This is a genomic window from Pseudomonas sp. Tof1, assembly GCF_055390395.1.
In genome coordinates this window covers 5,736,957-5,759,359 of sequence record NZ_AP024344.1, presented here as the reverse complement: position 1 = coordinate 5,759,359, position 22,403 = coordinate 5,736,957, and the positions used below count along the sequence as shown (strand labels likewise).

General features: G+C 64.9%; 17 protein-coding genes and 1 pseudogene. 11 read left to right on the top strand and 7 right to left on the bottom strand.

The genetic code is table 11. The features are described from left to right. The first annotated feature begins 85 nt into the window (after positions 1 to 85). The 5 genes from ACZ5KU_RS25895 (at position 86) to tadA (ending at position 6,186) form a co-directional block, all read left to right on the top strand. On the top strand, positions 86 to 1,306 hold the full coding sequence (locus tag ACZ5KU_RS25895) for a maltoporin (protein WP_054057413.1): 1,221 nt from the start codon (positions 86 to 88) through the stop codon (positions 1,304 to 1,306). A 61-nt stretch (positions 1,307 to 1,367) separates the two neighbouring features. Then, complete coding sequence (gene ptsP, locus ACZ5KU_RS25890) at positions 1,368 to 3,908, top strand: phosphoenolpyruvate--protein phosphotransferase (RefSeq protein WP_464736448.1); 2,541 nt, start codon at positions 1,368 to 1,370, stop codon at positions 3,906 to 3,908. A 2-nt stretch (positions 3,909 to 3,910) separates the two neighbouring features. Beyond that, positions 3,911 to 4,213 (top strand): PTS sugar transporter subunit IIB, encoded by a 303-nt coding sequence (locus tag ACZ5KU_RS25885; protein WP_054057415.1) that lies wholly within the window; start codon positions 3,911 to 3,913, stop codon positions 4,211 to 4,213. A gap of 105 nt (positions 4,214 to 4,318) precedes the next feature. Further along, the gene (locus ACZ5KU_RS25880; protein WP_054057416.1) at positions 4,319 to 5,695 is read left to right on the top strand and encodes a multicopper oxidase family protein; all 1,377 of its coding nucleotides are present in this window, start codon (positions 4,319 to 4,321) and stop codon (positions 5,693 to 5,695) included. Next, on the top strand, positions 5,695 to 6,186 hold the full coding sequence (gene tadA / locus ACZ5KU_RS25875; RefSeq protein ID WP_054057417.1) for a tRNA adenosine(34) deaminase TadA: 492 nt from the start codon (positions 5,695 to 5,697) through the stop codon (positions 6,184 to 6,186). Before ACZ5KU_RS25880 ends, tadA begins: the two co-directional genes overlap by 1 nt. 6 nt (positions 6,187 to 6,192) lie before the next feature. Here tadA and cmoB read toward each other — a convergent pair whose 3' ends face one another. The 5 genes from cmoB to lon form a co-directional block, all read right to left on the bottom strand. Continuing rightward, positions 6,193 to 7,149, bottom strand: coding sequence for a tRNA 5-methoxyuridine(34)/uridine 5-oxyacetic acid(34) synthase CmoB (cmoB, locus tag ACZ5KU_RS25870; protein WP_416770426.1), 957 nt, complete (start codon positions 7,147 to 7,149; stop codon positions 6,193 to 6,195). Continuing rightward, on the bottom strand, positions 7,146 to 7,889 hold the full coding sequence (gene cmoA, locus ACZ5KU_RS25865; RefSeq protein ID WP_054057419.1) for a carboxy-S-adenosyl-L-methionine synthase CmoA: 744 nt from the start codon (positions 7,887 to 7,889) through the stop codon (positions 7,146 to 7,148). The genes cmoB and cmoA overlap by 4 nt, the downstream gene beginning before the upstream one ends. Before the next feature lie 101 nt (positions 7,890 to 7,990). After that, positions 7,991 to 8,647: a lysoplasmalogenase gene (locus tag ACZ5KU_RS25860; protein ID WP_054057420.1), complete on the bottom strand. Its 657-nt coding sequence runs from the start codon at positions 8,645 to 8,647 to the stop codon at positions 7,991 to 7,993. Between the two features lies 1 nt (position 8,648). Then, positions 8,649 to 9,041 (bottom strand): protease inhibitor I42 family protein, encoded by a 393-nt coding sequence (locus ACZ5KU_RS25855; RefSeq protein WP_054057421.1) that lies wholly within the window; start codon positions 9,039 to 9,041, stop codon positions 8,649 to 8,651. Between the two features lie 234 nt (positions 9,042 to 9,275). Next, entirely contained in the window at positions 9,276 to 11,711 is a 2,436-nt protein-coding gene (gene lon, locus ACZ5KU_RS25850; protein WP_054057422.1) for an endopeptidase La, read from the bottom strand. A 296-nt stretch (positions 11,712 to 12,007) separates the two neighbouring features. On the opposite strand from lon, the gene ACZ5KU_RS25845 reads away from it, so the two are divergent. From ACZ5KU_RS25845 to ACZ5KU_RS25830, 4 genes are read left to right on the top strand one after another with little or no spacing between them, the layout of a single operon-like run. After that, positions 12,008 to 12,697 carry a methylamine utilization protein gene (locus ACZ5KU_RS25845; RefSeq protein WP_054057423.1) on the top strand — a complete coding sequence of 230 codons (690 nt, stop codon included), beginning with the start codon at positions 12,008 to 12,010 and terminating at the stop codon, positions 12,695 to 12,697. Beyond that, on the top strand, positions 12,681 to 15,038 hold the full coding sequence (locus ACZ5KU_RS25840) for a putative bifunctional diguanylate cyclase/phosphodiesterase (RefSeq protein ID WP_054057424.1): 2,358 nt from the start codon (positions 12,681 to 12,683) through the stop codon (positions 15,036 to 15,038). Before ACZ5KU_RS25845 ends, ACZ5KU_RS25840 begins: the two co-directional genes overlap by 17 nt. 5 nt (positions 15,039 to 15,043) lie before the next feature. Continuing rightward, entirely contained in the window at positions 15,044 to 15,910 is an 867-nt protein-coding gene (locus ACZ5KU_RS25835) for a DUF3034 family protein (RefSeq protein WP_054057425.1), read from the top strand. After that, positions 15,910 to 16,332 (top strand): group I truncated hemoglobin, encoded by a 423-nt coding sequence (locus tag ACZ5KU_RS25830; RefSeq protein WP_054061688.1) that lies wholly within the window; start codon positions 15,910 to 15,912, stop codon positions 16,330 to 16,332. The genes ACZ5KU_RS25835 and ACZ5KU_RS25830 overlap by 1 nt, the downstream gene beginning before the upstream one ends. A gap of 56 nt (positions 16,333 to 16,388) precedes the next feature. Here the strand turns inward: ACZ5KU_RS25830 and ACZ5KU_RS25825 are convergent, their stop codons facing one another. Then, complete coding sequence (locus ACZ5KU_RS25825) at positions 16,389 to 18,782, bottom strand: glucose/quinate/shikimate family membrane-bound PQQ-dependent dehydrogenase (protein WP_425357880.1); 2,394 nt, start codon at positions 18,780 to 18,782, stop codon at positions 16,389 to 16,391. Between the two features lie 413 nt (positions 18,783 to 19,195). After that, positions 19,196 to 21,219 (bottom strand): annotated as a pseudogene (locus tag ACZ5KU_RS25820) (TonB-dependent receptor). Positions 21,220 to 21,485: 266 nt separating this feature from the next. On the opposite strand from ACZ5KU_RS25820, the gene ACZ5KU_RS25815 reads away from it, so the two are divergent. Together ACZ5KU_RS25815 and ACZ5KU_RS25810 are read left to right on the top strand one after the other, a co-directional pair. Continuing rightward, complete coding sequence (locus ACZ5KU_RS25815) at positions 21,486 to 21,710, top strand: VF530 family protein (protein WP_054057429.1); 225 nt, start codon at positions 21,486 to 21,488, stop codon at positions 21,708 to 21,710. 9 nt (positions 21,711 to 21,719) lie between these two features. Further along, positions 21,720 to 22,394: a Pr6Pr family membrane protein gene (locus ACZ5KU_RS25810; RefSeq protein WP_054057430.1), complete on the top strand. Its 675-nt coding sequence runs from the start codon at positions 21,720 to 21,722 to the stop codon at positions 22,392 to 22,394. Positions 22,395 to 22,403: the final 9 nt, after the last annotated feature.

Sequence of the window (22,403 nt, the reverse complement as noted above, 5' to 3'; positions counted from 1 at the left end):
CAGCTCGTAGTAGGTCGTGTGCTGGAGGGCCACGTCTGAAAATCGAATCTCGACAATAAAAACAATGAGAACAGCGGAGTGGTTAATGAAGACAATAAGTAGAGGTCTGCTGGTGTCCTGTGTCTGCCTCGGCCTGCCGTTTCCGGCCGAAGCACTGGAGTTCGCCGGCTACCTGCGCAGTGGCATCGGTGGCTCGACCAACGGCGGCAAGCAGAGCTGCTTCCAGTTGCCGGGGGCACCGTCCAAGTATCGCCTGGGCAACGAGTGTGAACAGTATGCCGAACTGGAACTGCGCCAGGACCTGGCGACCCTCGACGACGGTTCGGTGCTGAGCGTCGATGCCATGGCCTCGTTGTACAACCGTTATGGCCGCAACCTCAGCTTCGACGGCGAGAACGGCGCGGCGCGGATGCCGCAGATGTATGCCCAGTGGTCGAAAATGCCATCGCTCAACGGTGGTTCGCTGTGGGCCGGGCGACGCTACTACAAACGTAACGACATCCATATCTCCGACTTCTACTACTGGAACCAGAGCGCTACCGGCGGCGGTATCGAGGACGTGCTGATCGGCGACCTCAAGTACAGCTACGCCTTCTCGCGCAAGGACAACCTGTACCAGAAGGACTACATCAACCGGCATGATTTCAACGTCGCCGGCTTCAAGGTCAACCCCGACGGCGAGCTGGAGTTCGGTGTCAGCTATATCGATGCACCGCGGCGCAACGATACCCACCAGGGCTGGGCGATCACCGCGCAGCATGTTCAGAAGAACTTCCTCGGCGGCAAGAACAAGTTCGCCCTGCAATACGGTGAAGGGCCGGGCACCGGCCTTGGCTACACCGGTGACCCGCGCCTGGATACCAGCAGCAGGAGCTACCGGGCGGTGGAGTTCTTCGACTGGCAAGTGACCCCGCGCTTCGGCGGCCAGTTCGAAGCGGTCTACCAGAAGGATATTCGCCCCGACGGCCAGGACCAGAACTGGATCTCCCTGGGCGTGCGTCCGGCCTATGCGCTCACCGAACAGTTCAAGCTGGTGACCGAACTGGGTCATGACCAGATCGAGGCCCCGGGCGGTACCCGCAAGCTCAGCAAGTTCACCTTCGCGCCGACCTGGTCGCCGAAAGGGCCGGACTTCTGGGCGCGTCCCGAAGTTCGTCTGTACTACACCTACGCCAGTTGGAACGCGGCGGCACAACGGGCGGCCAACGAGTTGGCGGCCGGCTCCGCGCTGTCCGACAGCGGCGCGTTCGGCAATGCGCTGCATGGTTCCAACTTCGGCGTACAGGTCGAGTACTGGTGGAAGTAGCTTCATGCCGGGGGCAGGGGCCCGTCGGCGCGTCACGGAACAACAATCAGAAGGTGATCTCATGAGCGCAATTCCTTCCCTGGAACTGCTGGCTCCGCTGTCCGGGGTGCTGATGCCGCTGGACCAGGTGCCCGACCCGGTATTCTCCGGTCGCCTGATCGGCGACGGTGTGTGTATCGATCCGACTTCCGGCGTGCTCTGCGCCCCCCTGGCCGGAGTGGTCAGCAACATCCAGGACAGCGGACATGCCATCAGCATCACCGATGAGCGTGGCGTGCAGGTGCTGATGCATATCGGCCTGGATACCGTGAACCTGGCGGGCAAGGGCTTCACCGCATGGGTCGTCGAGGGTGAGCGGGTGGAGGCGGGCCAGCCACTGATCGAGTTCGACGCCGATTACCTGGCACTGCATGCCCGCAGCCTGCTGACGCTGGTGCTGGTGGTCAGTGGCGAGCCCTTCAGCGTGCTGGCGGACACGCTGGTCGACAGCGGCCAGCCGCTGCTGCGCCTGGGCTTGCAGGCCCCGTCGAATGGCGTGCCGCTGCCTGAGCATGAAGAGCAGGAGGGCGAGGCGCTGTTCTCCAGGCCGCTGACCCTGCCCAATGCCAACGGCCTGCATGCCCGTCCGGCAGCCGTCCTGGCCCAGGCGGCGAAAGGCTTTGCCGCCAGCATCCAGTTGCACAAGCGCCAGAGCAGCGCCAATGCCAAGTCGCTGGTGGCGATCATGGGCTTGCAGACGGTCCAGGGCGATGTACTGCAACTGAGCGCCATCGGTGAGGACGCCCAGGCGGCCCTCGACAGCCTGATCGCGTTGATTGCCGATGGCTGCGGTGAAACGGGGGCCGTCCAGGCTCCGCAGGAAACCTTCGAGGCCCCGGAGCAATCCACCATGACTCTGCTGCGCGGCGTTTGCGCCTCGCCGGGTGCGGCCCTGGGACAGGTGGTGCAACTGGCCGAGCAGGTGCTGAATGTCCAGGAGGTCGGCACTGGCGAGGAACAGGAGCGTGCGCGCCTGGACGCCGCCCTGCTGCAGGCGACCCGGGAGTTGCAGGCCTTGCAGGACAGCGCCGCCGGCAGCGCCCAGGTGGAGATCTTCCGCGCCCATCAGGAGCTGCTGGAAGACCCGGATCTGCTGCAGCAGGCGCAGGCGCTGCTGGCTCGGGGCAAGAGTGCGGCCTTTGCCTGGCGGGCGGCCACCGAGGACACCGCCGCCCTGTTCCGGCGTCTTGGCAGCGAATTGCTCGCCGAGCGTGCCCTGGACCTGACGGATGTCGGCCAGCGCGTGCTCCGGCTGATCCTGGGCGTTGAAGAGCGTGCAGCGCCACTGCCGGACGAGGCGATCCTGATTGCCGACCAGCTCACGCCATCGCAGACGGCCAGCCTGGATACCCGGCGGGTCATGGGTTTCGCCACGGTCGGTGGCGGTGCCACCAGCCATGTCGCGATCCTCGCCCGGGCTCTTGGCCTGCCGGCGTTGTGTGGCCTGCCGGTGCAGGTACTGGAGGTCGCCAACGGCACTCCGGTGCTGCTCGATGCCGACCTCGGACAGTTGCATCTCGAGCCCGCGGATGCGGATGTCCGGCAATTGCTGGTCAAGCGCGAGCAGCAGCGCGAACGCCGCGAGCGGGACAGCGAGCTCTCCCACCATGCCGCGTTGACCCGCGACGGCCAGCCTATCGAGGTGACGGCCAACGTCGCCTCGCTGGAGGAGGTGAAGCAGTCCCTGGCCCTGGGCGGGGAAGGGGTCGGTCTGTTGCGTTCGGAGTTCCTCTACCTGGAGCGCAGCAGCGCGCCGAGCGTCGAGGAGCAGGGCGCGACCTACCTGGCGATTGCCCGGGCCCTGGGCCCTGAACGCAACCTGGTGGTTCGCACGCTCGATGTGGGTGGGGACAAGCCGCTGGCCTATGTACCGATGGACAGTGAGGCCAATCCGTTCCTGGGTATACGCGGCATCCGCCTGTGTCTGCAGCGTCCTGAACTGCTGCGTCAGCAACTGCGGGCGATCCTCGCCTGCGCCGGGCAGACGCGGCTGCATATCATGCTGCCGATGGTCGCCCGCCTGTCCGAGCTGCGGGAAGCCCGGCAATGGCTGGTCGAGGAGGCGCGGACGCTGGGGATTGCCGAGCTGCCCAAGCTGGGGATCATGATCGAGGTGCCTTCGGCGGCGTTGATGGCCGACCAGTTCGCGCCAGAGGTGGACTTCTTCTCCATCGGCACCAACGACCTGACCCAGTACACCCTGGCGATGGACCGCGACCATCCGCAACTGGCGAGCCAGGCCGACAGCCTGCACCCGGCGGTGCTGCGCCTGATCGCCAGTACCGTCAAGGCCGCCCATGCCCATGGCAAGTGGGTCGGGGTGTGTGGCGCGCTGGCTTCCGAGGCGCTGGCGGTACCGGTGTTGCTGGGGTTGGGGGTGGATGAACTGTCGGTCAGCGTGCCGTTGATCCCGTCGATCAAGGCGGCGGTGCGGGAAGTCAGCCTGGCTGAATGCCAGGTTCTGGCGCAGCGGATTCTTGGGCAGGAAAGCGCCGAGCAGGTGCGCGGCATCCTGCGTGATCATCAACAGGCGACGGCGGCTGCGCCGGTACTGGAGCACTGAACATGTTCGAGAAATTCAGGCAGGCGTTCTGGAAGGCGCTGACACCGGATCTGGTGCCGGAAACCACGGCCTCAGCGAGCGGTGGCGGACCATTACCGCCGACGGATGAGCTTGCCGAGTCGCTACTGGCGGCGCTGGGCGGGCCGGCCAATCTCAAATCCCGACAGCGGGTGGCGCTGACGCGCTTGCGGGTCGAGCTGCACGATGCCGGCCGGCTCGACCCGTCGGCGTTGCGTAGTGCCGGGGTCCAGGGGCTGATGAGCTTGCCCGGTGGTGTGTTTCATCTGTTGGTGGGGCTGGACTGACGGCTCATTGCCACCCCGGCCTTACTGTTTCCCAACTGCGGGTGTATCGTATTCGCCTTTTGCGAGCCGTGGGCTTGCGGCTGATTCGGTGAGGTGGTTGGGGTCATGTCTTTTTCCCGTCGACAAGTACTCGGTGGCCTGGTCGGCCTGGCGGTCGTAGGTGTGGGAGCCGGTGGTGCGTCGCGCTACTGGCTGGGGAAGATGGCGGACGCCGAGGCCGGGCATGACTACGAACTGATCGCCGCGCCGCTGGACGTCGAGCTGGTGGCGGGACACAAGACTCCGGCCTGGGCCTTCGGCCCCTCGGCGCCGGGCACCGAACTGCGGGTGCGCCAGGGCGAATGGCTGCGGGTGCGTTTCATCAACCACCTGCCGGTGGCGACCACCATCCACTGGCACGGCATCCGCCTGCCGCTGGAGATGGATGGCGTTCCCTACGTTTCGCAACTGCCGGTGCTGCCCGGCGAGTACTTCGACTACAAGTTCCGCGTGCCGGATGCCGGCAGCTACTGGTATCACCCCCACGTCAGCAGCAGCGAGGAGTTGGGGCGCGGGCTGGTCGGGCCGCTGATCGTCGAGGAGCGCGAGCCCACCGGGTTCCGCTACGAACGCACCCTCAGCCTGAAGAGCTGGCATGTCGATGAAGAGGGCGCCTTCCTGCCGTTCAGCATTCCCCGTGAGGCCGCCCGGGGTGGCACGGCGGGGCGGCTGTCGACGATCAATGGCGTGTCGCAGGCGGTGGTCGAGCTGCCGGCCGGGCAGATCACCCGGGTGCGCCTGCTCAATCTCGACAACACCCTGACCTACCGCATCAACATCCCCGATGCCGAGGCGCAGATCTATGCCCTGGACGGCAACCCCGTCGAGCCACGGCCGCTGGGCAAGGAATACTGGCTTGGCCCGGGCATGCGTATCTGCCTGGCGATCAAGGCGCCAGCGGCCGGTGAGGAGCTGGCCCTGCGCAACGGCCCGATCCGGCTCGGCACCTTCCGTTCGGTGGCCAACAGCGATGCACCGAGCCAATGGCCACCGGCGCTGCCTGCCAACCCGATTGCCGAGCCGGACCTGGCCAATGCCGAGAAGCTCAACTTCAATTTCGAGTGGGTTGGCTCGGTCTCGGTGAACGTCGATAATGGCAAGCCGCCCAGCCTCTGGCAGATCAACGGCAAGGCCTGGGACATCACCGACAAGACCTGCGCCGACCGGCCCATCGCCAGGCTGGAGAAGGGCAAGAGCTACATTTTCGAATTGAAGAACATGACCCAGTACCAGCACCCGATCCACTTGCACGGCATGAGCTTCAAGGTGCTTGCCTCGAACCGCAAGACCATCGTTCCGTACTTCACCGACACCTACCTGCTGGGCAAGAACGAGCGCGCACGGGTGGCGCTGGTGGCGGATAACCCGGGGGTGTGGATGTTCCACTGCCATGTGATCGACCACATGGAAACCGGCCTGATGGCCGCCATCGAGGTGGCGTGATGCGGCAGATTCGCCCGGCGGCGATCATCGATCGCAGCCGCGACCAGGATTTCATGCGTGAAGCGTTGGCGCTGGCGGCCGAGGGCGCGGCCCTGGGCGAGGTGCCGGTGGGGGCGGTGCTGGTCCAGAACGGCGAGATCATCGGGCGGGGCTTCAACTGCCCGATCAGCGGCAGCGATCCGAGTGCCCATGCCGAGATGGTCGCCATCCGCGCGGCGGCCCAGGCGGTGAGCAACTACCGGCTGCCGGGCAGCACCCTCTACGTGACCCTGGAACCGTGCAGCATGTGCGCCGGGCTGATCGTCCATTCGCGGATCGCGCGGGTGGTCTACGGTGCCCTGGAGCCCAAGGCCGGTGTGGTGCAGAGCCAGGGGCAGTTCTTCACCCAGGGCTTTCTCAACCACCGGGTGCTGTTCGAAGGTGGGGTGCTCGCCGAGGAGTGCGGCACGATCCTCAGCGAGTTCTTCAAGGCCCGCCGCAGCAAGGCCTGATGGCGGTTACTTGCGCGCGACGATCACCGCGCGCATCGGCGCCGGCAAGCCTTCGATGGTTCTGCTGTGGTCGCTCGGGTCGAGGAAGTCGCTCAGGGACTGGTACTTCATCCATTCGGTTGCGCGCTGTTCCTCGACGCTGGTGGTGCTGACATCCACGCAGCGCACGTCGCTGAAGCCGGCCCGCCGCAACCAGCGTTCCAGCGCTGGCACCGAGGGCAGGAACCAGACGTTGCGCATCTGGGCGTAGCGGTCCTCGGGCACCAGTACCTGGTTCACGTCACCGTCGACCACCAGCGTCTCCAGCACCAGTTCACCACCCTTGACCAGGCAGTCCTTCAGCGCCAGCAGATGCTCGATGGGCGAACGCCGGTGGTAGAACACGCCCATGGAAAATACCGTGTCGAAGCCTTCCAGGTTCGCCGGCAGGTCCTCGAACGGGAACGGCAGGTGCCAGGCCGCATCCTGCGCCAGGTAACGTTGCACGGCCTGGAACTGGCAGAAGAACAGCCAGTTCGGGTCGACGCCGATCACCGTGTCGGCGCCGGCACCGAGCATGCGCCACATGTAGTAGCCGTTGCCGCAACCGACATCGAGGATGCGTTTGCCCTTGAGGTCCAGGTGCGGGGCGACTCGCGACCATTTCCAGTCCGAACGCCATTCGGTATCGACATGCACGCCGAACAGCTCGAATGGTCCCTTGCGCCACGGACTCAGGCCCATCAGTGCGCTGCGCACCTGGGCGCGGGTCGCGTCGTCGCAGTCGCTGTCCAGGGTCAGGCCGCCGAGCAGGTCGATCGTCGTCGGTTCCAGTGCTGGCAAGGCGTCGAGCGCCCCCTGCCAGCGCTCAAGGTCGCCATGACCTTTCTCCAGCCGGGTATCGAGCTGGGCCTGCAGGCTGTTGGCCCATTCGGCCAGGGGAGTACGCGCCAGGCGGCGGGCGAGGGGTGACAGATCGATCATGGCAGGGCAATCAACGAGGCAAAGTTAAGGCATTGGAACCAGGGCACGACTTTCGAGAAACCCGCCGCCAGCAGGCGTTCGCGGTGTTCCTCGAGGCTGTCGGGTTTCATCACGTTTTCGATGGCGCTGCGTTTCTGGGCGATTTCCAGTTCGCTGTAGCCATTGGCGCGCTTGAAGGCGATATGCAGGTCGGTGAGCAGCGCATGCTCCTCGGGGTCGTTGAAACGCAATTTCTCCGACAGGATCAGCGCTCCGCCGGGCAACAGGGCCTGGCGAATGCGTCCGAGCAGGGCCAGGCGCTGATCCGGGGCGATGAATTGCAGGGTGAAGTTCAGCGCCACCACCGAGGCCGGGCGGAAGTCCAGGGCGAGGATATCGCCTTCGATCACCTCCACCGGCAGCAACTCCTGGAACATCGAGTCCTGGGCGTTGAGGTATTCGCGGCAACGTTCGACCATCGCCGTGGAGTTGTCCACCGCGATCACCCGGCAGCCGTCGCTGCGCACGTGCCGGCGCAACGCCTGGGTTACCGCGCCGAGGGAACTGCCCAGGTCGTAGAGCACGCTGCCCGGCTGGGCGAACTGGGCGGCGAGCACGCCGAGGTTCTCGACGATGGTCGGGTAACCGGGAACCGAGCGCTTGATCATGTCCGGGAACACCCGTACCACATCTTCGTTGAAGGCGAAGTCCGGCACCTGGGCCAGGGGCTGGGCGAAAAGGCGATCGGGTTCTTTGCTCACGGCGGTTCCGGCGACAATCGAAAAAGGGTCGGCATTTTAGCCAAGTTGGCGCCGGGATGCGCGGTTTGTCGGATAAAGCGCCTGAGGCGTTGGCGCGGGCTTCAGGCGAAGCCCGGCTCCTGCCTGTTGGCCTTTTGCGAGAACGCCGAGGCGGCAATACCCCATTGGCCGATCCAGTAGGCAATGATGATCAGGTAAGGCGCGGCGGCGAACTTGACCACGAAGCGGTCGATGCCGATCAGGCTGTCGGAGAAGGCGAACACCAGCGCGCCACCGGCAGCCAGTCGCGCCGAGCGTTGCGGCACGTCGCTACCCAGCCGTGCGAGGGCTCGCCAGAGCATGCAACTGATGGCAAGGGCATACACACTCACCGGCACCAGCAGGTTGCCCAGCCCCTTGGACATCAGCATGCCCAACAGCGCGGCGCCGATGAGCAGGGCCACGATCAGCTGGACCGGCGCCAGGCGCCGGCAGTCGCCGAGGTAGGCCTTGAGATAACACAGATGGGCGACCAGAAAGGCGCCCAGGCCGAACACGAACAGATCGCCCGGCCAGGCCAGCAGGATGTCGCCGAGCAGCGAGAACACCAGGCCCAGGGCCAGCCAGCGGCGATATTCGCCCCCCGGTGCGTCATGCAGCCAGCCGAGCAGGGCCAGCACCGGCAGGGGTTTGGTCAGCAGGCAGATCAATGGCGAGTCGATACTCAGCCCATACAGGAACGCGACGGCGCCCATCAGGGCGAGAATCAGCCAGGGCATGTCAGTTCACCACGATCGGGCAGTCGAAGCTCTGTACCGGCGGGACTTCCGGTTCCCAGGGCTGCTGGTAGGTCAGGCGCAGGCGACCGGTGCCGGTGGCGAAGGCCTGGAAGCGCCAGGTCGACTGGCCGGCGGCGCCGATCACATCGCTGTTTTCCGGGTTGTGGTAGACCTCCGGGCCAAGGCTTTTCAGCACGCCGCCGGCGGAATCCTGGATGGCCCAGCGATAGCCCGTGGTGGGGTTGCTCGGCAGGCTGAGGATCATGTTCTGCCCGTTCTTGAGCTGCATCGGACAGTCACGCTGGTTTTCCACGGTCACGTTCTGGCGCGGTTGCTGCGCACAGGCAGCGAGTAGCACAAGGCTTAACGGAAGCAACAGACGAGTCGGGGTCATAGTGTCTCCAATCATTACAGCGATGCTGGAGCATAACCCAAGATGCGGCCGATGCGCTGGGCGGGATCGAAGCTGTCCTGGCGGGTCGGGGCGCATGGGGGGACGAGGAGCGTCAAGGGAGGCATTCCCACGCGGATTGTGGGAACGATCAGGGAGCGCTGAGGTATTGGCATTTTTGAGTGCTCCCACGCTCCAGCGTGGGGGCGCTCAGCGACCGCTCCCGTGACGCAATGGTCAGAAAAGCACTTTCGCCACATCGGCAAAACGCTTGGCGAAGTGCACGGTCATGCCTTCCTTGAGGTAGTCCGGCAGTTCCTCGAAGTGGCCGCGGTTGGCGTCCGGCAGGATCAGTTCATGGATCTTCTGCCGGCGTGCCGCGATCACCTTCTCGCGGACCCCACCAATGGGCAGCACATGCCCGGTCAGGGTCAGCTCGCCGGTCATGGCCACGCCCTTCTTCGGCGGCTGGTTGCGGGCCAGTGACAGCAGGGCGCTGGCCATGGTCACCCCGGCACTCGGACCGTCCTTGGGGGTGGCGCCTTCCGGTACGTGCAGGTGGACGAAGGCCTCGTCGAAGAATCGCGGGTCGCCGCCGAACTGCTTGAGGTGCGAACCGACATAGCTGTAGGCGATTTCCGCCGACTCCTTCATGACGTCACCCAACTGCCCGGTCAGCTTGAAGCCGCGGTTGAGGGTGTGGATGCGTGTGGCCTCGATCGGCAGGGTGGCGCCGCCCATGCTGGTCCAGGCCAGCCCGGTGATCACGCCGACGCCGCTGAGCACCTGCTCGTTGCGGAATACCGGCATGCCCAGCGAGGCTTCGAGGTCCTTGGGGCCGATCTTGATGACGCTGTCCGGTGCATCCAGCAGCTTGACCACCGCCTTGCGCACCAGCTTGCCCAACTGCTTCTCCAGCTGGCGCACGCCGGACTCGCGGGCATACCCGTCGATCACGGTGCGCAGGGCGCTGTCGCTGATCGACAGGCTGGTTTTCGCCACACCGGCCTTTTCCAACTGCTTGGGCCACAGGTGACGCTTGGCGATCGCCAGTTTTTCCTCGGTGATGTAGCCCGACAGGCGAATCACTTCCATGCGGTCCAGCAGCGGTCCGGGGATCGAGTCCAGGGTGTTGGCGGTGCAGACGAACAGCACTTTCGACAGGTCCAGGCGCAGGTCCAGGTAATGGTCGAGGAAGTCGACGTTCTGCTCGGGGTCGAGGGTCTCCAGCAGCGCCGAAGCCGGGTCGCCCTGGTAGCTCTGGCCCATCTTGTCGATCTCGTCGAGCATGATCACCGGGTTCATCACCTCGACGTCTTTCAGCGCCTGCACCAGCTTGCCCGGCTGGGCGCCGATGTAGGTGCGCCGATGCCCCTTGATTTCGGCCTCGTCGCGCATGCCGCCGACGCTGAAACGGTAGAACGGCCGGCCGAGGGATTCGGCGATGGACTTGCCGATGCTGGTTTTGCCCACGCCTGGCGGGCCCACCAGCAGCACGATCGAGCCGCTGATCTCGCCCTTGTAGGCGCCGACGGCGAGGAATTCGAGAATCCGCGCCTTGATGTCATCGAGGCCGGCGTGGTGCTGGTCCAGCACCTTGCGCGCGTGCTTGAGGTCGAGCTTGTCCTCGCCGTACACGCCCCAGGGTACCGCGGTGGCCCATTCCAGGTAGTTGCGGGTGACGGCGTATTCCGGCGAACCGGTCTCGAGGATCGCCAGCTTGCCCATTTCCTCGGTGATGCGCTTTTGCGCATGGGCCGGCAGGACCTTGCCTTCCAGGCGCTGCTCGAACTGCTCGATATCGGCGCTGCGGTCGTCCTTGGTCAGGCCCAGCTCCTGCTGGATGACCTTGAGCTGTTCCTTGAGGAAGAACTCGCGCTGGTGTTCGCCGATCTTGCGGTTCACCTCGGCGGAGATCTCTTTCTGCAGGCGGGCGACCTCGACTTCCTTGCGCAGCATCGGCAGCACTTTTTCCATGCGCTTGAGCATCGGCACGCAATCGAGCACTTCCTGCAGCTCATTGCCGGTGGCCGAGGTCAGGGCGGCGGCGAAGTCGGTCAGCGGCGATGGATCGTTGGGGCTGAAGCGGTTGAGGTAGTTCTTCAGCTCTTCGCTGTACAGCGGGTTGAGCGGCAGCAGTTCCTTGATCGCATTGATCAGGGCCATGCCGTAGGCCTTCACTTCGTCGGTCGGCTCGCTCGGCTGGTGCGGGTATTCGAGTTCCACCAGGTAGGGTGGACGGTGGTGCTTGAGCCAGGTGCGGATGCGCACGCGGGTCAGGCCCTGGGCCACGAACTGCAGCTTGCCGCTCTCGCGACTGGCGTGGTGGACCTTCACCAGGGTGCCGTACTCCGGCAGGCTCTTGGTGTCGAAGTGGCGGGTATCTTCGGTCGGGGTATCGACGAAGAACAGGGCCAGGGAATGGTGATCGGACTTGCTCACCAGTTCCAGGGTCTCGGCCCAGGGTTCTTCATTGACGATGACCGGCAGGACCTGTGCCGGGAAGAACGGGCGATTGTGGATCGGGATGATGTAGACCGTGTCCGGCAGGTTCTGCCCGGGCAGCGCCAGGCTGGTGCCGGATGATTCGCGATTGTCCTGGCCGGCGTCGTGACGATCTTCGGCGTTGGTCTGTTGGGTCGGGTGATCGGGGAATTCTTGCTGGTTGCTCATTGGGGCACCTGCACAGTTGAGTATGCAGGTTAGATGGGGCGAGCCGGTGGCGGTTTCAATGGTCCGCTGCTATAGCTTTGGTCAAACCGGCCGATAGCCCGGGCATGAACCTGTACATCTTTCATCTTCGTGTAGAGGTTTTAAGGGGCATGAGTCGTTCGTCGGCTGGCTCAAGATAGTGGCAAAACGCCTCATTTCTTGCGTGATCTTCTGCCCGAGCCTCGGTAATCTGCACTTGCTGATCCCTTTGCGCCAGGGCAGGCCATCTTTTTAATGAACCAGTGAGTAGTTGTTGTATGGCCCGCCCCATTTCATTGCCTGGATTGTTTCTGTGTGTTGCTGGATTGCTCGCCAGTGGCCCGAGCCATGCCGCCGGCCTGCAGGCCGATCTGGTCGACCAACAGGGCAAGCCGCTGGTGGGGGCGGTGCTGACCCTGCAGGGTGGCGCCGCACCTGCCGCCATCAGCCTGAAGGCCGACATGGACCAGCGTAACAAAGAGTACGTACCCCACGTGCTGGCGGTGCATACCGGGACCCAGGTCAAGTTTCCCAACAGCGACAATATCCGCCATCAGGTCTATTCCTTTTCGCAACCCAAGCGCTTTGAACTGCGCCTCTACGAGGGTACACCGTCGGATCCGGTGTTGTTCGACAAGCCGGGTGTGGTCGTGCTGGGCTGCAATATCCACGACTGGATGCTCGGCTACATCTACGTCACCGACGATCCCTGGTTCGCGACCAGCAACGACAACGGCCGGATCGCTTTCGACAAGCTGCCCGCCGGCCATTATCGCGTCACGCTCTGGCACCCGCAGGTCGCGGACATGCAGCCGCAGGCGGGCGGCGAAATCGATGTGCCGGCCACGGGGTTGAAGCAACGCTTCAGCCTGACGATTCAACCGCTGTCGTCGGATGCTCCGTCGGCGCCAGCATCGAGTGCCTTTGGTGATGCCTTCAATAAAGCTCTCAGTGAACCTGCGCAGTAGTTTTCAGGCGCGGATCGCCGTTGTACTGACCCTGCTGTTGCTGGTGGTGATCGGTGCCTTGTACTTCAGCGTCAAGGTGGCGACCAACGAAGCGGTGCAGCGCCAGGCGCGTGCGCAGCTGGAGGTCGGTACGCGGGTTTTCGAGCGTCTGCTGGACGTGCAGAGCCGGCGCCTGGGTGATGGCGTGCAACTGCTGGCGGCGGATTTCGGCTTTCGCGATGCGGTCTCCAGCGGCGACTCGGCGACCATCCGTTCGGTGCTGATCAACCACGGCAAGCGTATCAATGCCAACGACATGATCCTGTTGAGCATGGATGGCACGGTCATGGCCAGCACCCTGGCCGATACGCCCGACGGTACGCCATTCCGTTTCGACCAGGCACTGCGCGAGGCCCGGCGCAACCGGCAATCGGCCCTGATCGTGCCGCTGCAGGGCAAGCCGCACCTGCTGGTCGAGGCGCAGGTGCTGGCGCCGCTGCCGATCGCCCGGGTGGTGATGGGCTTTTCCATGGACAACGCCTTTGCCTCGCAACTGCGTTCGCTGACCAACCTCGAGGTGTCGTTCCTCAGCGTCGATCGGCAGCAGGTCGGCGAACTGGTCAGCACCCAGCCGGCAGCACTGGCACCGAGCATCACCCGGTTGATGCTCGAAGCGTCCGGTGGGCATGACACGCAGATGACCGAGCACCTCAGCCAGAACTTCCTCAGCCAGTCGCTGAGACTGGCCAGCACCAGCGACAACAATGACAGCCAGGTCATCGCCCTGTTGCAGAGCCCCCTGGATGTGGCGATGCAGGCCTTCGCGCCGCTGGACGAAAAGATCCTGCTGATCGCGCTGGTCGCGCTGCTGGCTTCGCTGGTCGGGGCCCTGCTGCTGGCGCGTAGCGTCTCGCAGCCGGTGCGTTCTCTGGCCCAGGCCGCCGAGCGCATCGGCAAGGGCGACTACGAGACGCCGGTCAGGTTGCGGCGCAGTGATGAACTGGGTCTGCTCGCCAGGATGTTCAATACCATGCAGGGTGCCATCGCCGAGCGCGAACAGCAGTTGGCACACAATGCCCTGCACGACCTGCTCACCGGCCTGCCCAACCGCGCACTGGCGATGGAGCGGCTGAGCAGCACGATAGACGCCGCCCGCCCGGTGGCGCTGGTCTACCTGGGTATCGACAACCTGCGTACCGTCAACGAGACCGGAGGACCCGGCGCGGTCGACCAGGTGTTGCAGAGCGTTGGCAAGCGCCTGAAGTCGGCCCTGCGCGCGGGCGACACGGTTGCCCACCTGATTGCCGGGGAATTTCTCCTGCTGCTGCAGGGCACCGGCAGCGAGGGCGCGGTGGCGGTTGCCGACCAGATCCAGCAATTGCTGCTCAAGCCCCAGCGGATCAACGATCACGACGTGGCGCTGGATTGCCGGATGGGGATTGCGGCGTTCCCGAACGATGGCCAGGAGGCGGAGGAACTGCTCGAGCGTGCCGCCATCGCCATGCAGGACGCCGCGCAGATGCCCGGCCGCCTGCAGATCTACGAAGAGGGCCGCGACCTGGCCCATCGCCGGCAGATCGCCCTGATCCGCGACTTGCGCCATGCCGCCGCCAACGGTGAACTGCTGCTGCACTACCAGCCCAAGCTGGATATCCGCCAGGGCCAGGTGCGCCAGGCCGAAGCCCTGCTGCGCTGGCAGCATCCGCAGTTCGGCATGGTGTCGCCGGGAGAATTCATCACCCTCGCCGAACGTACTGGCAGCATCCAGATCCTCACCCGCTGGGTGATCGAGGAGGGCATGCGCCAGCTCTCCGAGTGGAACCAGCGGGGCCTGCACCTGCAACTGTCCCTGAACATCTCCGCCGATGACTTGTTGATCGGCGACCTGCCCGACCGGGTTTCGGCGCTGCTCGAGGTGCATCGCCTGCCCGCCGAACAACTGATCTTCGAGATCACCGAAAGTGCGGTGATGCGCGAGCCGGAACAGGCCCTGCAGGTCCTGCAACGCCTGCGTGCCTGTGGCATCAGCCTGTCGGTGGACGATTTCGGTACCGGCTACTCTTCGCTGGCACACCTCAAGCGCCTGCCGGTGCAGGAGTTGAAGATCGACCAGTCCTTCGTCCGCAACCTGGACGAAACCAGCGAGGACGCGGTGATCGTGCGTTCGACCATTGAAATGAGCCACAACCTGGGCTTGAAGGTGGTGGCCGAAGGGGTGGAGTACGAACACAGCCTGCGCCTACTGGAGCGTTGGCATTGCGATACCGCCCAGGGTTACCTGATCAGTCGTCCGCTGAGTGCGGCGGCGTTCGAGGCCTGGGTCGCAAAACCCTTGAATTCACCCTCTGCCATGGTCCACTGACTGCTATGAAACGTCGTTATTCCCTGTTGTGCCTGCTGGGCCTGCTGGGCCTGGGAATCAATGCCGCCGAGGCCGATAACGGCCGCCTGATCGCCACAGGCGGTGCCAGCAGCCTGGAGGGCGCGGCGGGCGGAGGCATCACGCCGTGGGCGGTGCTGACCGGCTATGGCGAAAAGAACGAATGGGGCGCCACCGCGTTCGCCACCACCGTCAACGTCCCGGACTATCGGCTCGACGTAGTCGGGCTGGCAGCCTCCTATGACAACCGCGTGGAGCTGTCCCTGGCCCGTCAGCGCTTCGACCTGGGCTCGCTGGTGCACAAGCTCAACCTGCCGGAAGATCATCTCGGCCAGGATATCGTCGGGCTCAAGGTCCGGCTGTTCGGCGACCTGATCTACGACACCCTGCCGCAGGTGTCCCTGGGCCTGGAGTACAAGCACCAGACCAACTTCGACATTCCCGAACTGGTCGGCGCCAAGCGTGACCAGGACGTCGAGGGCTACCTGGCCGCCAGCCGGCTGTTCATCGGCGCGGCCTTCGGCTACAACCTGCTGGTCAACGGCGGTGTACGCTACAGCCGGGCCAATGAGCTGGGGCTGATGGGCTTCGGCGGCGATCGTCGCGATACCCGCAGCGTGCTCAAGGAAGGCTCCGTGGCGGTACTGTTCAACCCGCGCTGGGCCGTGGGCGTGGAGTACCGGGAAAAGCCGGACAACCTGTCCTTCGCTGGTGAAAGCGACTGGGCCGACGTATTCATCGGCTATTTCCCCAACAAACACCTGTCCTTCGTCCTGGCCTACGCCCGGCTGGGAGAAATCGCCACACTGGATAACCAGAACGGCACTTATCTGTCCGTACAGGGGAGTTTCTGATGCGGGGTTTGAAACTGCTGCTGGTTGCTGTCCTGCTGGCCGGTTGTGCCCAGCAGCCGCCCAGGGATGACAGCCTCTACCGCGACCTCGGCGAGCGTGCCGGGATCACCCGGATCGTCGAGGGCATGCTGCTGAAGATCGCCCACGACCCGCGGATTGCCGAGCGCTTCCGCAAGATCGACATCGTGCGCCTGCGCAACAAGCTGGTCGAACAGTTCTGCGTCGAGGCGGGCGGGCCCTGTGTCTACACCGGCGATACCATGGCCGAGAGCCACAAGGGCCAGAATGTCAGCCGCAGCGATTTCAATGCGCTGGTCGAGGACCTGATCGCGGCGATGGATGAGCAGGGGATACCGGTGCGGGTACAGAACCGCCTGATCGCCCGGCTGGCGCCGATGCGCGGCGAGGTGATCGAACACTAGGTGTCACGGAAGAAAGGCGGCCCTTGAGAGGCCGCCTTTTTCATGTCTGCCGCACGTTACTCGGACAGCTTGTACGCTAGCACGTAATCACCCTGGCGGGTGCCCAGCGAGCCATGCCCGCCGGCCATCACCAGTACGTACTGCTTGCCGTCCTTGCCGGTGTAGGTCATCGGCGTGGTCTGGGCGCCCGCTGGCAGGCGGCCTTCCCACAGTTGCTTGCCGTTCTTCACATCGTAGGCGCGCAGGTACTGGTCCAGGGTACCGCTGAGGAAGGCCACGCCACCGGCGGTGGTGAAGGTCCCGCCCAGGCTCGGCACGCCCATGCTCAGGGGGATCGGCACCGGCGAGCTGTCACGCACGGTACCGTTCTTGTGCATCCAGAGCGTCTTGTGGGTGGTCAGGTCGACCGCTGCCACATAACCCCAGGCCGGTGCCTGGCAGGGCAGGCCCATTGGCGACAGCAGGGCTTCGAGGATCACCCCGTATGGCGCGCCCTTGTTCGGCTGCACGCCTTCGGTTTCGCTCTTGCGGGGGCCCTGGGAGGCGATCTCCGCCGCCGGAATCAGCTTGGAGCGGAAGGCCATGTAGCTCGGGTTGACGAAGGCGATCTGGCGCACCGGGTCGACCGAAATGCCGCCCCAGTCGAACACGCCGAAGTTGCCCGGGTAGACGATCGAGCCCTGCAGCGATGGCGGGGTGAACGGGCCCTCGTAGCGCAGCGACTTGAAGTCGATCCGGCAGAGCATCTGGTCGAACGGTGTCACGCCCCACATGTCGCGCTCTTTCAGGGGCGGCGGCATGAAGTTGAGGTCGGACTTGGGCTGGGTCGGCGAGGTGTGGTCGCCGGCGACTGCGCCCTGTGGTACCGGGATCTCGTTGATCGGCACGATCGGCTGGCCGTTGCTGCGGTCGAGCACGTAGATGCTGCCCTGCTTGGTCGAAGCCAGCACGGCCTGCTTGACGCCGTCGGCGGTCTTGAGGTCCATCAGGGTCGGCTGGCCGCCGACGTCCATGTCCCACAGGTCGTGGTGGGTGAACTGGTAGGTCCAGCGCACATGTCCGGTGTCGATATCCAGTGCGGTCAGGCCGGCGGCGTATTTCTCCGAATCGGGGGTGCGGGCGCCACCGAACTGATCCGGTGTCTGGTTGCCCATCGGCAGGTAGAGCATGCCGAGTTTTTCATCGACGGCGAACATCGACCACATGTTCGGCGAGTTGCGGGTGTAGGTCTTGCCCGGGGCGATCGGGGTGGTGTCGTCCGGGTTGCCGCTGTCCCAGTTCCACACCAGCTTGCCGGTGCGCACGTCGAAGGCGCGGATCACGCCGCTGGGTTCGTCGGTGGAGACGTTGTCGGTGACGTGGCCGCCGATCACCACCAGGTTGCGGGTGACCGCCGGCGGCGAGGTGGAGTAGTAGCCACCGGGGGCGAAGGTGCCGATGTTGGCGCCGAGGTCGATCTGGCCCTTGTCGCCGAAGTCTTCGCACATCTTGCCGGTGTCGGCGTTCAGGGCGATCAGGCGGGTATCGGCGGTGGGCAGGAAGATCCGCCGTGGGCACTGGTTTTCCTGGCCGGTGGCGACCAGGCGGCCGCTTGGCGCGTTGTCGGCCGCCAGCGACGCGGTGGCGGACGCGTCGGTTGTGGACGGCGCGGTATTGGCGATGTAGGCGTTTTCATCGTGATAGGCCACGCCACGGCAGGTCATGTGGGCCCAGCCCTTGAAGTTCGCCGCCTTCTGCGTGGAAAGTTTCGGATCGAAGCGCCAGATTTCCTTGCCGGTATCCGGGTCGAGGGCGATCACCTGGCTGTGGGGCGTGCACACGTAGAGCATGCCGTTGACCTTCAGCGGGGTGTTTTCCGCCGTGGTTTCGCCGGGATCGTTCGGCCCGGGAATGTCGCCGGTGCGGAAGGTCCAGGCCGGTACCAGCTTGTGCGCGTTCTGCGGGGTGATCTGCGCCAGCGGCGAGTAGCGATCGCCATGGGCGCTGCGGCCATAGGAATCCCAGTCGCCATCGGCCGTGGCCGGTGCGGTGTTGCTCATGCCAGGGACGCTGTCGCGATCGAGCTGGCCCTTGATTTCACCCGGGTTGGTGAATTGGCTGGCGACGGCGGTGGCGCCGGCCAGCACCACGGCCACGCCCAGCGCGCCGGTACCCATCGGTGCGGCACCGCTGTGCAGCAATGGCTGGCGGAACCACGGCAGCAGCATGACAATCCCCAGGGCGAACAGCAGGGCCAGGCGCGGCACCAGTTGCCACCAGTCCAGGCCGACTTCCCACAGGGCCCACAGGGTACTGGCGAACAGCACCAGGGCGTAGAGGCCCAGGGCTGCCCGGCGGGCGGCCAGCAACAGGCCGCCGGTCAACAACAGGCCGATGCCGGCCAGCAGGTAGTACAGCGAGCCACCCAGCAGGCTCAGCCTGATCCCGCCGGCCAGCAGGGCGAGGCCCATCAACAGCAGCACGATACCGAGCAGGCTCGGTAGCAGGCGGCCTCGATTCGAAGCACGGTCAGTGCTCATGGTTTGGTTTCTCCGTGACGTTGAAGGTATCCCGCGCTGTAATCACTGTAGATGACGATTCGGCGGGGACTTCGTTCAGATAAATTGCCCGAGGGACTTCCACGCGGGAGCCGCAACAGGCAGGCGCTGCTTGCGGGACGGGAAGTCGAGGGGGAACCGGAGCGTTTTCAGCCGCGAACTTTGCTGATTAAACGATTCAGGTGTTAGCGCACAAAGGATAAACCCATGTCTATCGCGGAAACAGGGGGTTCCCTGACATGGATCATTTCAGATTCGGTAACAGTCTTCGGGTGGGTGGTGGTGAGCAGGCCGGCCTGCTCACCACGGTCTTGCCTGGGTGAATGTCAGAAGGTGGTACGCAGGCCGACCTCGATGCTGCGGCCCGGCGCCGGCGCGATATCACGCAGGATCGAGCTGGCATAACGCACGGTCTGGTTGGTCAGGTTGTCGCCCTTGACGAACGCCAGCCACTGGCTGCTGCCGATATCGAAGTGGTAGCCGGCACTGGCACCGAAGGTGGTGTAGGCCGAACTGCCGGACTCGTTGGACGGCACCCGTCCCTGGCCCGCCGCATGCTCCACATCGATCCGCGCCTGCCAGCGATCCAGCTCCCACAGCAGGCCGCTGTTCAGGCGTAGCGGCGCGATCCGCGGCAGGGCCTCGCCGGTATCGAGGTTGGTGGCGCGGGTGTAGTCGCTGGACAGTTCGAGGGCGAACTTGCCGTAGGCGCCTTCACCCAGTTTCCAGTGATCCTGGGCCTCGAACCCGGCGAAGCGGGCCCGTACGCCGGAATAGCGGTATTCGGGGATGCCAGCGGCGTCTTCCTCGCCGTCGTCGTTGAGGGTACGACCACTGCCGAGCAGGCCAATGTAGTTGGAGAAGTGGCTGTAGAACACACCGAAGCTGCCCTTGTGGGTGCCGTTGTCGAAACGCAGGGCCAGGTCGCTGGATACGGCCTTTTCCTTCGACAGGTCGGGGTTGCCGACTTCATAGGTGCCGGTGGCGACGTGGGCACCGTTGGCATACAGCTCGTAGAAGGTTGGCGCGCGCTCGGTGTAGCCCAGGGCCGCGGCCAGCGCCCAGACCGGCGTCAACTGGTAGACCGCGCCGGAGGACAGGCTGCCGGCGGTGAAGCTGTTGCTCCGCTCGGCATTGGCAAAACGCTCGTTGCCCTTGGCATCCGGGTCGATACGCGTGTGTTCCAGGCGGCCGCCGAGGCTGAAGGTCAGACGCTCGCTGGCCTTGAGCTCTTCCAGCAGGAACAGCGCGCCGGCGTCGGTGTCGGTTTGCGGAACGAAGGCTTCCTCGCCCAGTGCGGAAAATTCGTTGCGACTGACCTGGCCCCGACCACTCCGTTGAACGGGCCGACCGGCAGGTGGCGGGCCTCGACCCGGGCCTCGTAGCCCTTGTTCCTGAAAATCGTGCCGGTTTCGCCCCCCTCGATTTCCCGATGCTCGTAGTCGGTGTAGCCGGCATCGAGTTTCACCGAACTGAACGGCCCCTCGAGGTTGCGGATTTCCGAGGCGAAGGCGTAGTGGTCCTGCTTCATGCGGATGCGCACATCCTGCTCGGCCGGTGAGCCGTAGTTGCTGTCGTAATTGCTGTAGGACAGCCCGGCGTAACCATTATCCCAGTGGTAGGAGCCGCCCACGGCACCGCCATCCTGGCGACCGTCGCTATTGCCCAGGCGGCCCTTGCGTCCGTCGCCGTCCTCGCTGGCCGGTGCATTGCGGCTACGGGCGTAGCCGGGAATCCGCAGGTCGTTGAACTCGCGGGCGTTGGCGTCCAGGTGCAGGGCGAAGGTGCCGTCGCCGGCTTCCAGCTTGCCGGCGCTGCTGCGGGTGGTGTCGGCGCCGCCGTAGCGCAGTTCGCCGGCACCGTGGATACCATCGATGGGGCTGGTGGGAATGCGGTTGTCGAAGGTGTTGACCACCCCGCCGATGGCACTGCCGCCATAGAGCAGCGCCGCCGGGCCACGGACGATCTCGATCCGTTCGACGTTGACCGGATCCAGCGGCACCGCGTGGTCATAGGACAGCGCCGAGGCATCCAGCGCGCCGACGCCGTTGCGCAGCAGGCGGATGCGATCGCCGTCCTGGCCACGAATGATCGGTCGGCTGGCGCCCGGGCCGAAGTAGGACGACGACACCCCGGGTTGCCTGTTCAGGGTTTCACCGAGGCTGCCCTGTTGCTGCAGGGTCAGGTCGTCGCCTTCGAGCACGGTGCTGGGGGCGGCGGGCTGTTCGCTGCCCAGGGGGTTGGCGGTGATGACCTGGGGTTGCAGCTCCAGGGCGTGGGCCGGGCCCGCGATCAGCAAGGCGGCGGCCAGCGGAGTCAGTCGGGTACGCAGGGGGGAGGAGAGGGACATCGATGTTTCCTTGGCAAGCGCGATGCGAAGCGCATCGGTGAGTCGAAAGAGCAGGCGGATGACGGAGGGGGTGTCCGACGAATGGTTATGATTTGTTATAACGTAACACAGTTTTTCGATTTTAAAACACTGCCCCTGCAACGTATCTCGACGCGGCTAGACTCAAGTAAGGGCCATTGCGCCATCTGCTATCGGTGGCTCTTCCCCCTGGCGAAGGGCTCGGCTAAGGTGCGCGCCTTGTTCCATTTCCTCATCGAAGGTTCGGCATGACCGAAACATCCAACAATCCGCTGCATGGGGTGACCCTGGAGCAGATCCTCAATGCCCTGGTGGCCCATTACGAGTGGCAGGGCCTGGCCGAGCGCATCGATATCCGTTGCTTCAAGAGCGACCCGAGCATCAAGTCGAGCCTGACTTTTCTGCGCAGGACGCCGTGGGCGCGGGAGAAGGTCGAGCGGCTGTACGTGAAGTTGATGCGCACCCGACGCTGAGGTCCTGCCGTGGAGTCGAAGCGCGTGTCCGGCCAGCCGCCGCTGCGCCGCATCCGCTCGCGCGCCGTGCTGCTGGCCGCGGCGGTGCTGGGCTGGAGCGGCCTGGGCATCCAGATGTACCTGATCCTGATCTCGCGCTGGCAGGCCGGGGCGAGCCTGCTCGGCGGGTTGATCACCTTCTTCAGTTTCTTCACCGTGCTGACCAACACCCTGGTGGCGGTGGTGCTGACCTGTGAAGTGACGTCCCGCGATTCGTGGGGCCGGCGCTTTTTCCTCAAACCGTCGGTGCGCACGGCGATCGTCGCCAATATCGTCGTGGTGGGGCTGGCCTACAGCCTGTTGCTGCGCTCGTTGTGGCATCCCCAGGGCTTTCAGTGGCTGGCGGATGAACTGCTGCACGACGTGATGCCGGCGCTGTTCGTGGTCTATTGGTGGGTGTGTGTGCCCAAGGGCCGCTTGCGCTTCCCGCAGGTGTTGTCGTGGCTGGCCTATCCGCTGGTGTATTTCGCTTATGTGCTGCTGCGCGGGCACCTGATCGGCGCGTATCCGTATCCCTTCGTCGATGTTGACCGGCTGGGTTATCCCCAGGTGTTCGTCAACGCCGGGCAGATACTGTTGGGCTTCGTGCTGGTCTCGCTGCTGCTGATCGGCATGGATCGTTGGGGTGGCAGGCGGCGGACTTGAGGCTTGCAG

Coding starts and splice junctions, on each gene's coding strand:
- ACZ5KU_RS25830 (WP_054061688.1), top strand. CDS start 15,910: ATGCGGGGTTTGAAACTGCTGCTGGTTGCTGTCCTGCTGGCCGGTTGT.
- tadA (WP_054057417.1), top strand. CDS start 5,695: ATGCGGCAGATTCGCCCGGCGGCGATCATCGATCGCAGCCGCGACCAG.
- ACZ5KU_RS25825 (WP_425357880.1), bottom strand. CDS start 18,782: ATGGGCCTCGCCCTGCTGGCCGGCGGGATCAGGCTGAGCCTGCTGGGT.
- ACZ5KU_RS25885 (WP_054057415.1), top strand. CDS start 3,911: ATGTTCGAGAAATTCAGGCAGGCGTTCTGGAAGGCGCTGACACCGGAT.
- lon (WP_054057422.1), bottom strand. CDS start 11,711: ATGAGCAACCAGCAAGAATTCCCCGATCACCCGACCCAACAGACCAAC.
- cmoB (WP_416770426.1), bottom strand. CDS start 7,149: ATGATCGATCTGTCACCCCTCGCCCGCCGCCTGGCGCGTACTCCCCTG.
- ACZ5KU_RS25815 (WP_054057429.1), top strand. CDS start 21,486: ATGACCGAAACATCCAACAATCCGCTGCATGGGGTGACCCTGGAGCAG.
- ACZ5KU_RS25845 (WP_054057423.1), top strand. CDS start 12,008: ATGGCCCGCCCCATTTCATTGCCTGGATTGTTTCTGTGTGTTGCTGGA.
- ACZ5KU_RS25835 (WP_054057425.1), top strand. CDS start 15,044: ATGAAACGTCGTTATTCCCTGTTGTGCCTGCTGGGCCTGCTGGGCCTG.
- ACZ5KU_RS25855 (WP_054057421.1), bottom strand. CDS start 9,041: ATGACCCCGACTCGTCTGTTGCTTCCGTTAAGCCTTGTGCTACTCGCT.
- ACZ5KU_RS25860 (WP_054057420.1), bottom strand. CDS start 8,647: ATGCCCTGGCTGATTCTCGCCCTGATGGGCGCCGTCGCGTTCCTGTAT.
- ptsP (WP_464736448.1), top strand. CDS start 1,368: ATGAGCGCAATTCCTTCCCTGGAACTGCTGGCTCCGCTGTCCGGGGTG.
- ACZ5KU_RS25880 (WP_054057416.1), top strand. CDS start 4,319: ATGTCTTTTTCCCGTCGACAAGTACTCGGTGGCCTGGTCGGCCTGGCG.
- ACZ5KU_RS25895 (WP_054057413.1), top strand. CDS start 86: ATGAAGACAATAAGTAGAGGTCTGCTGGTGTCCTGTGTCTGCCTCGGC.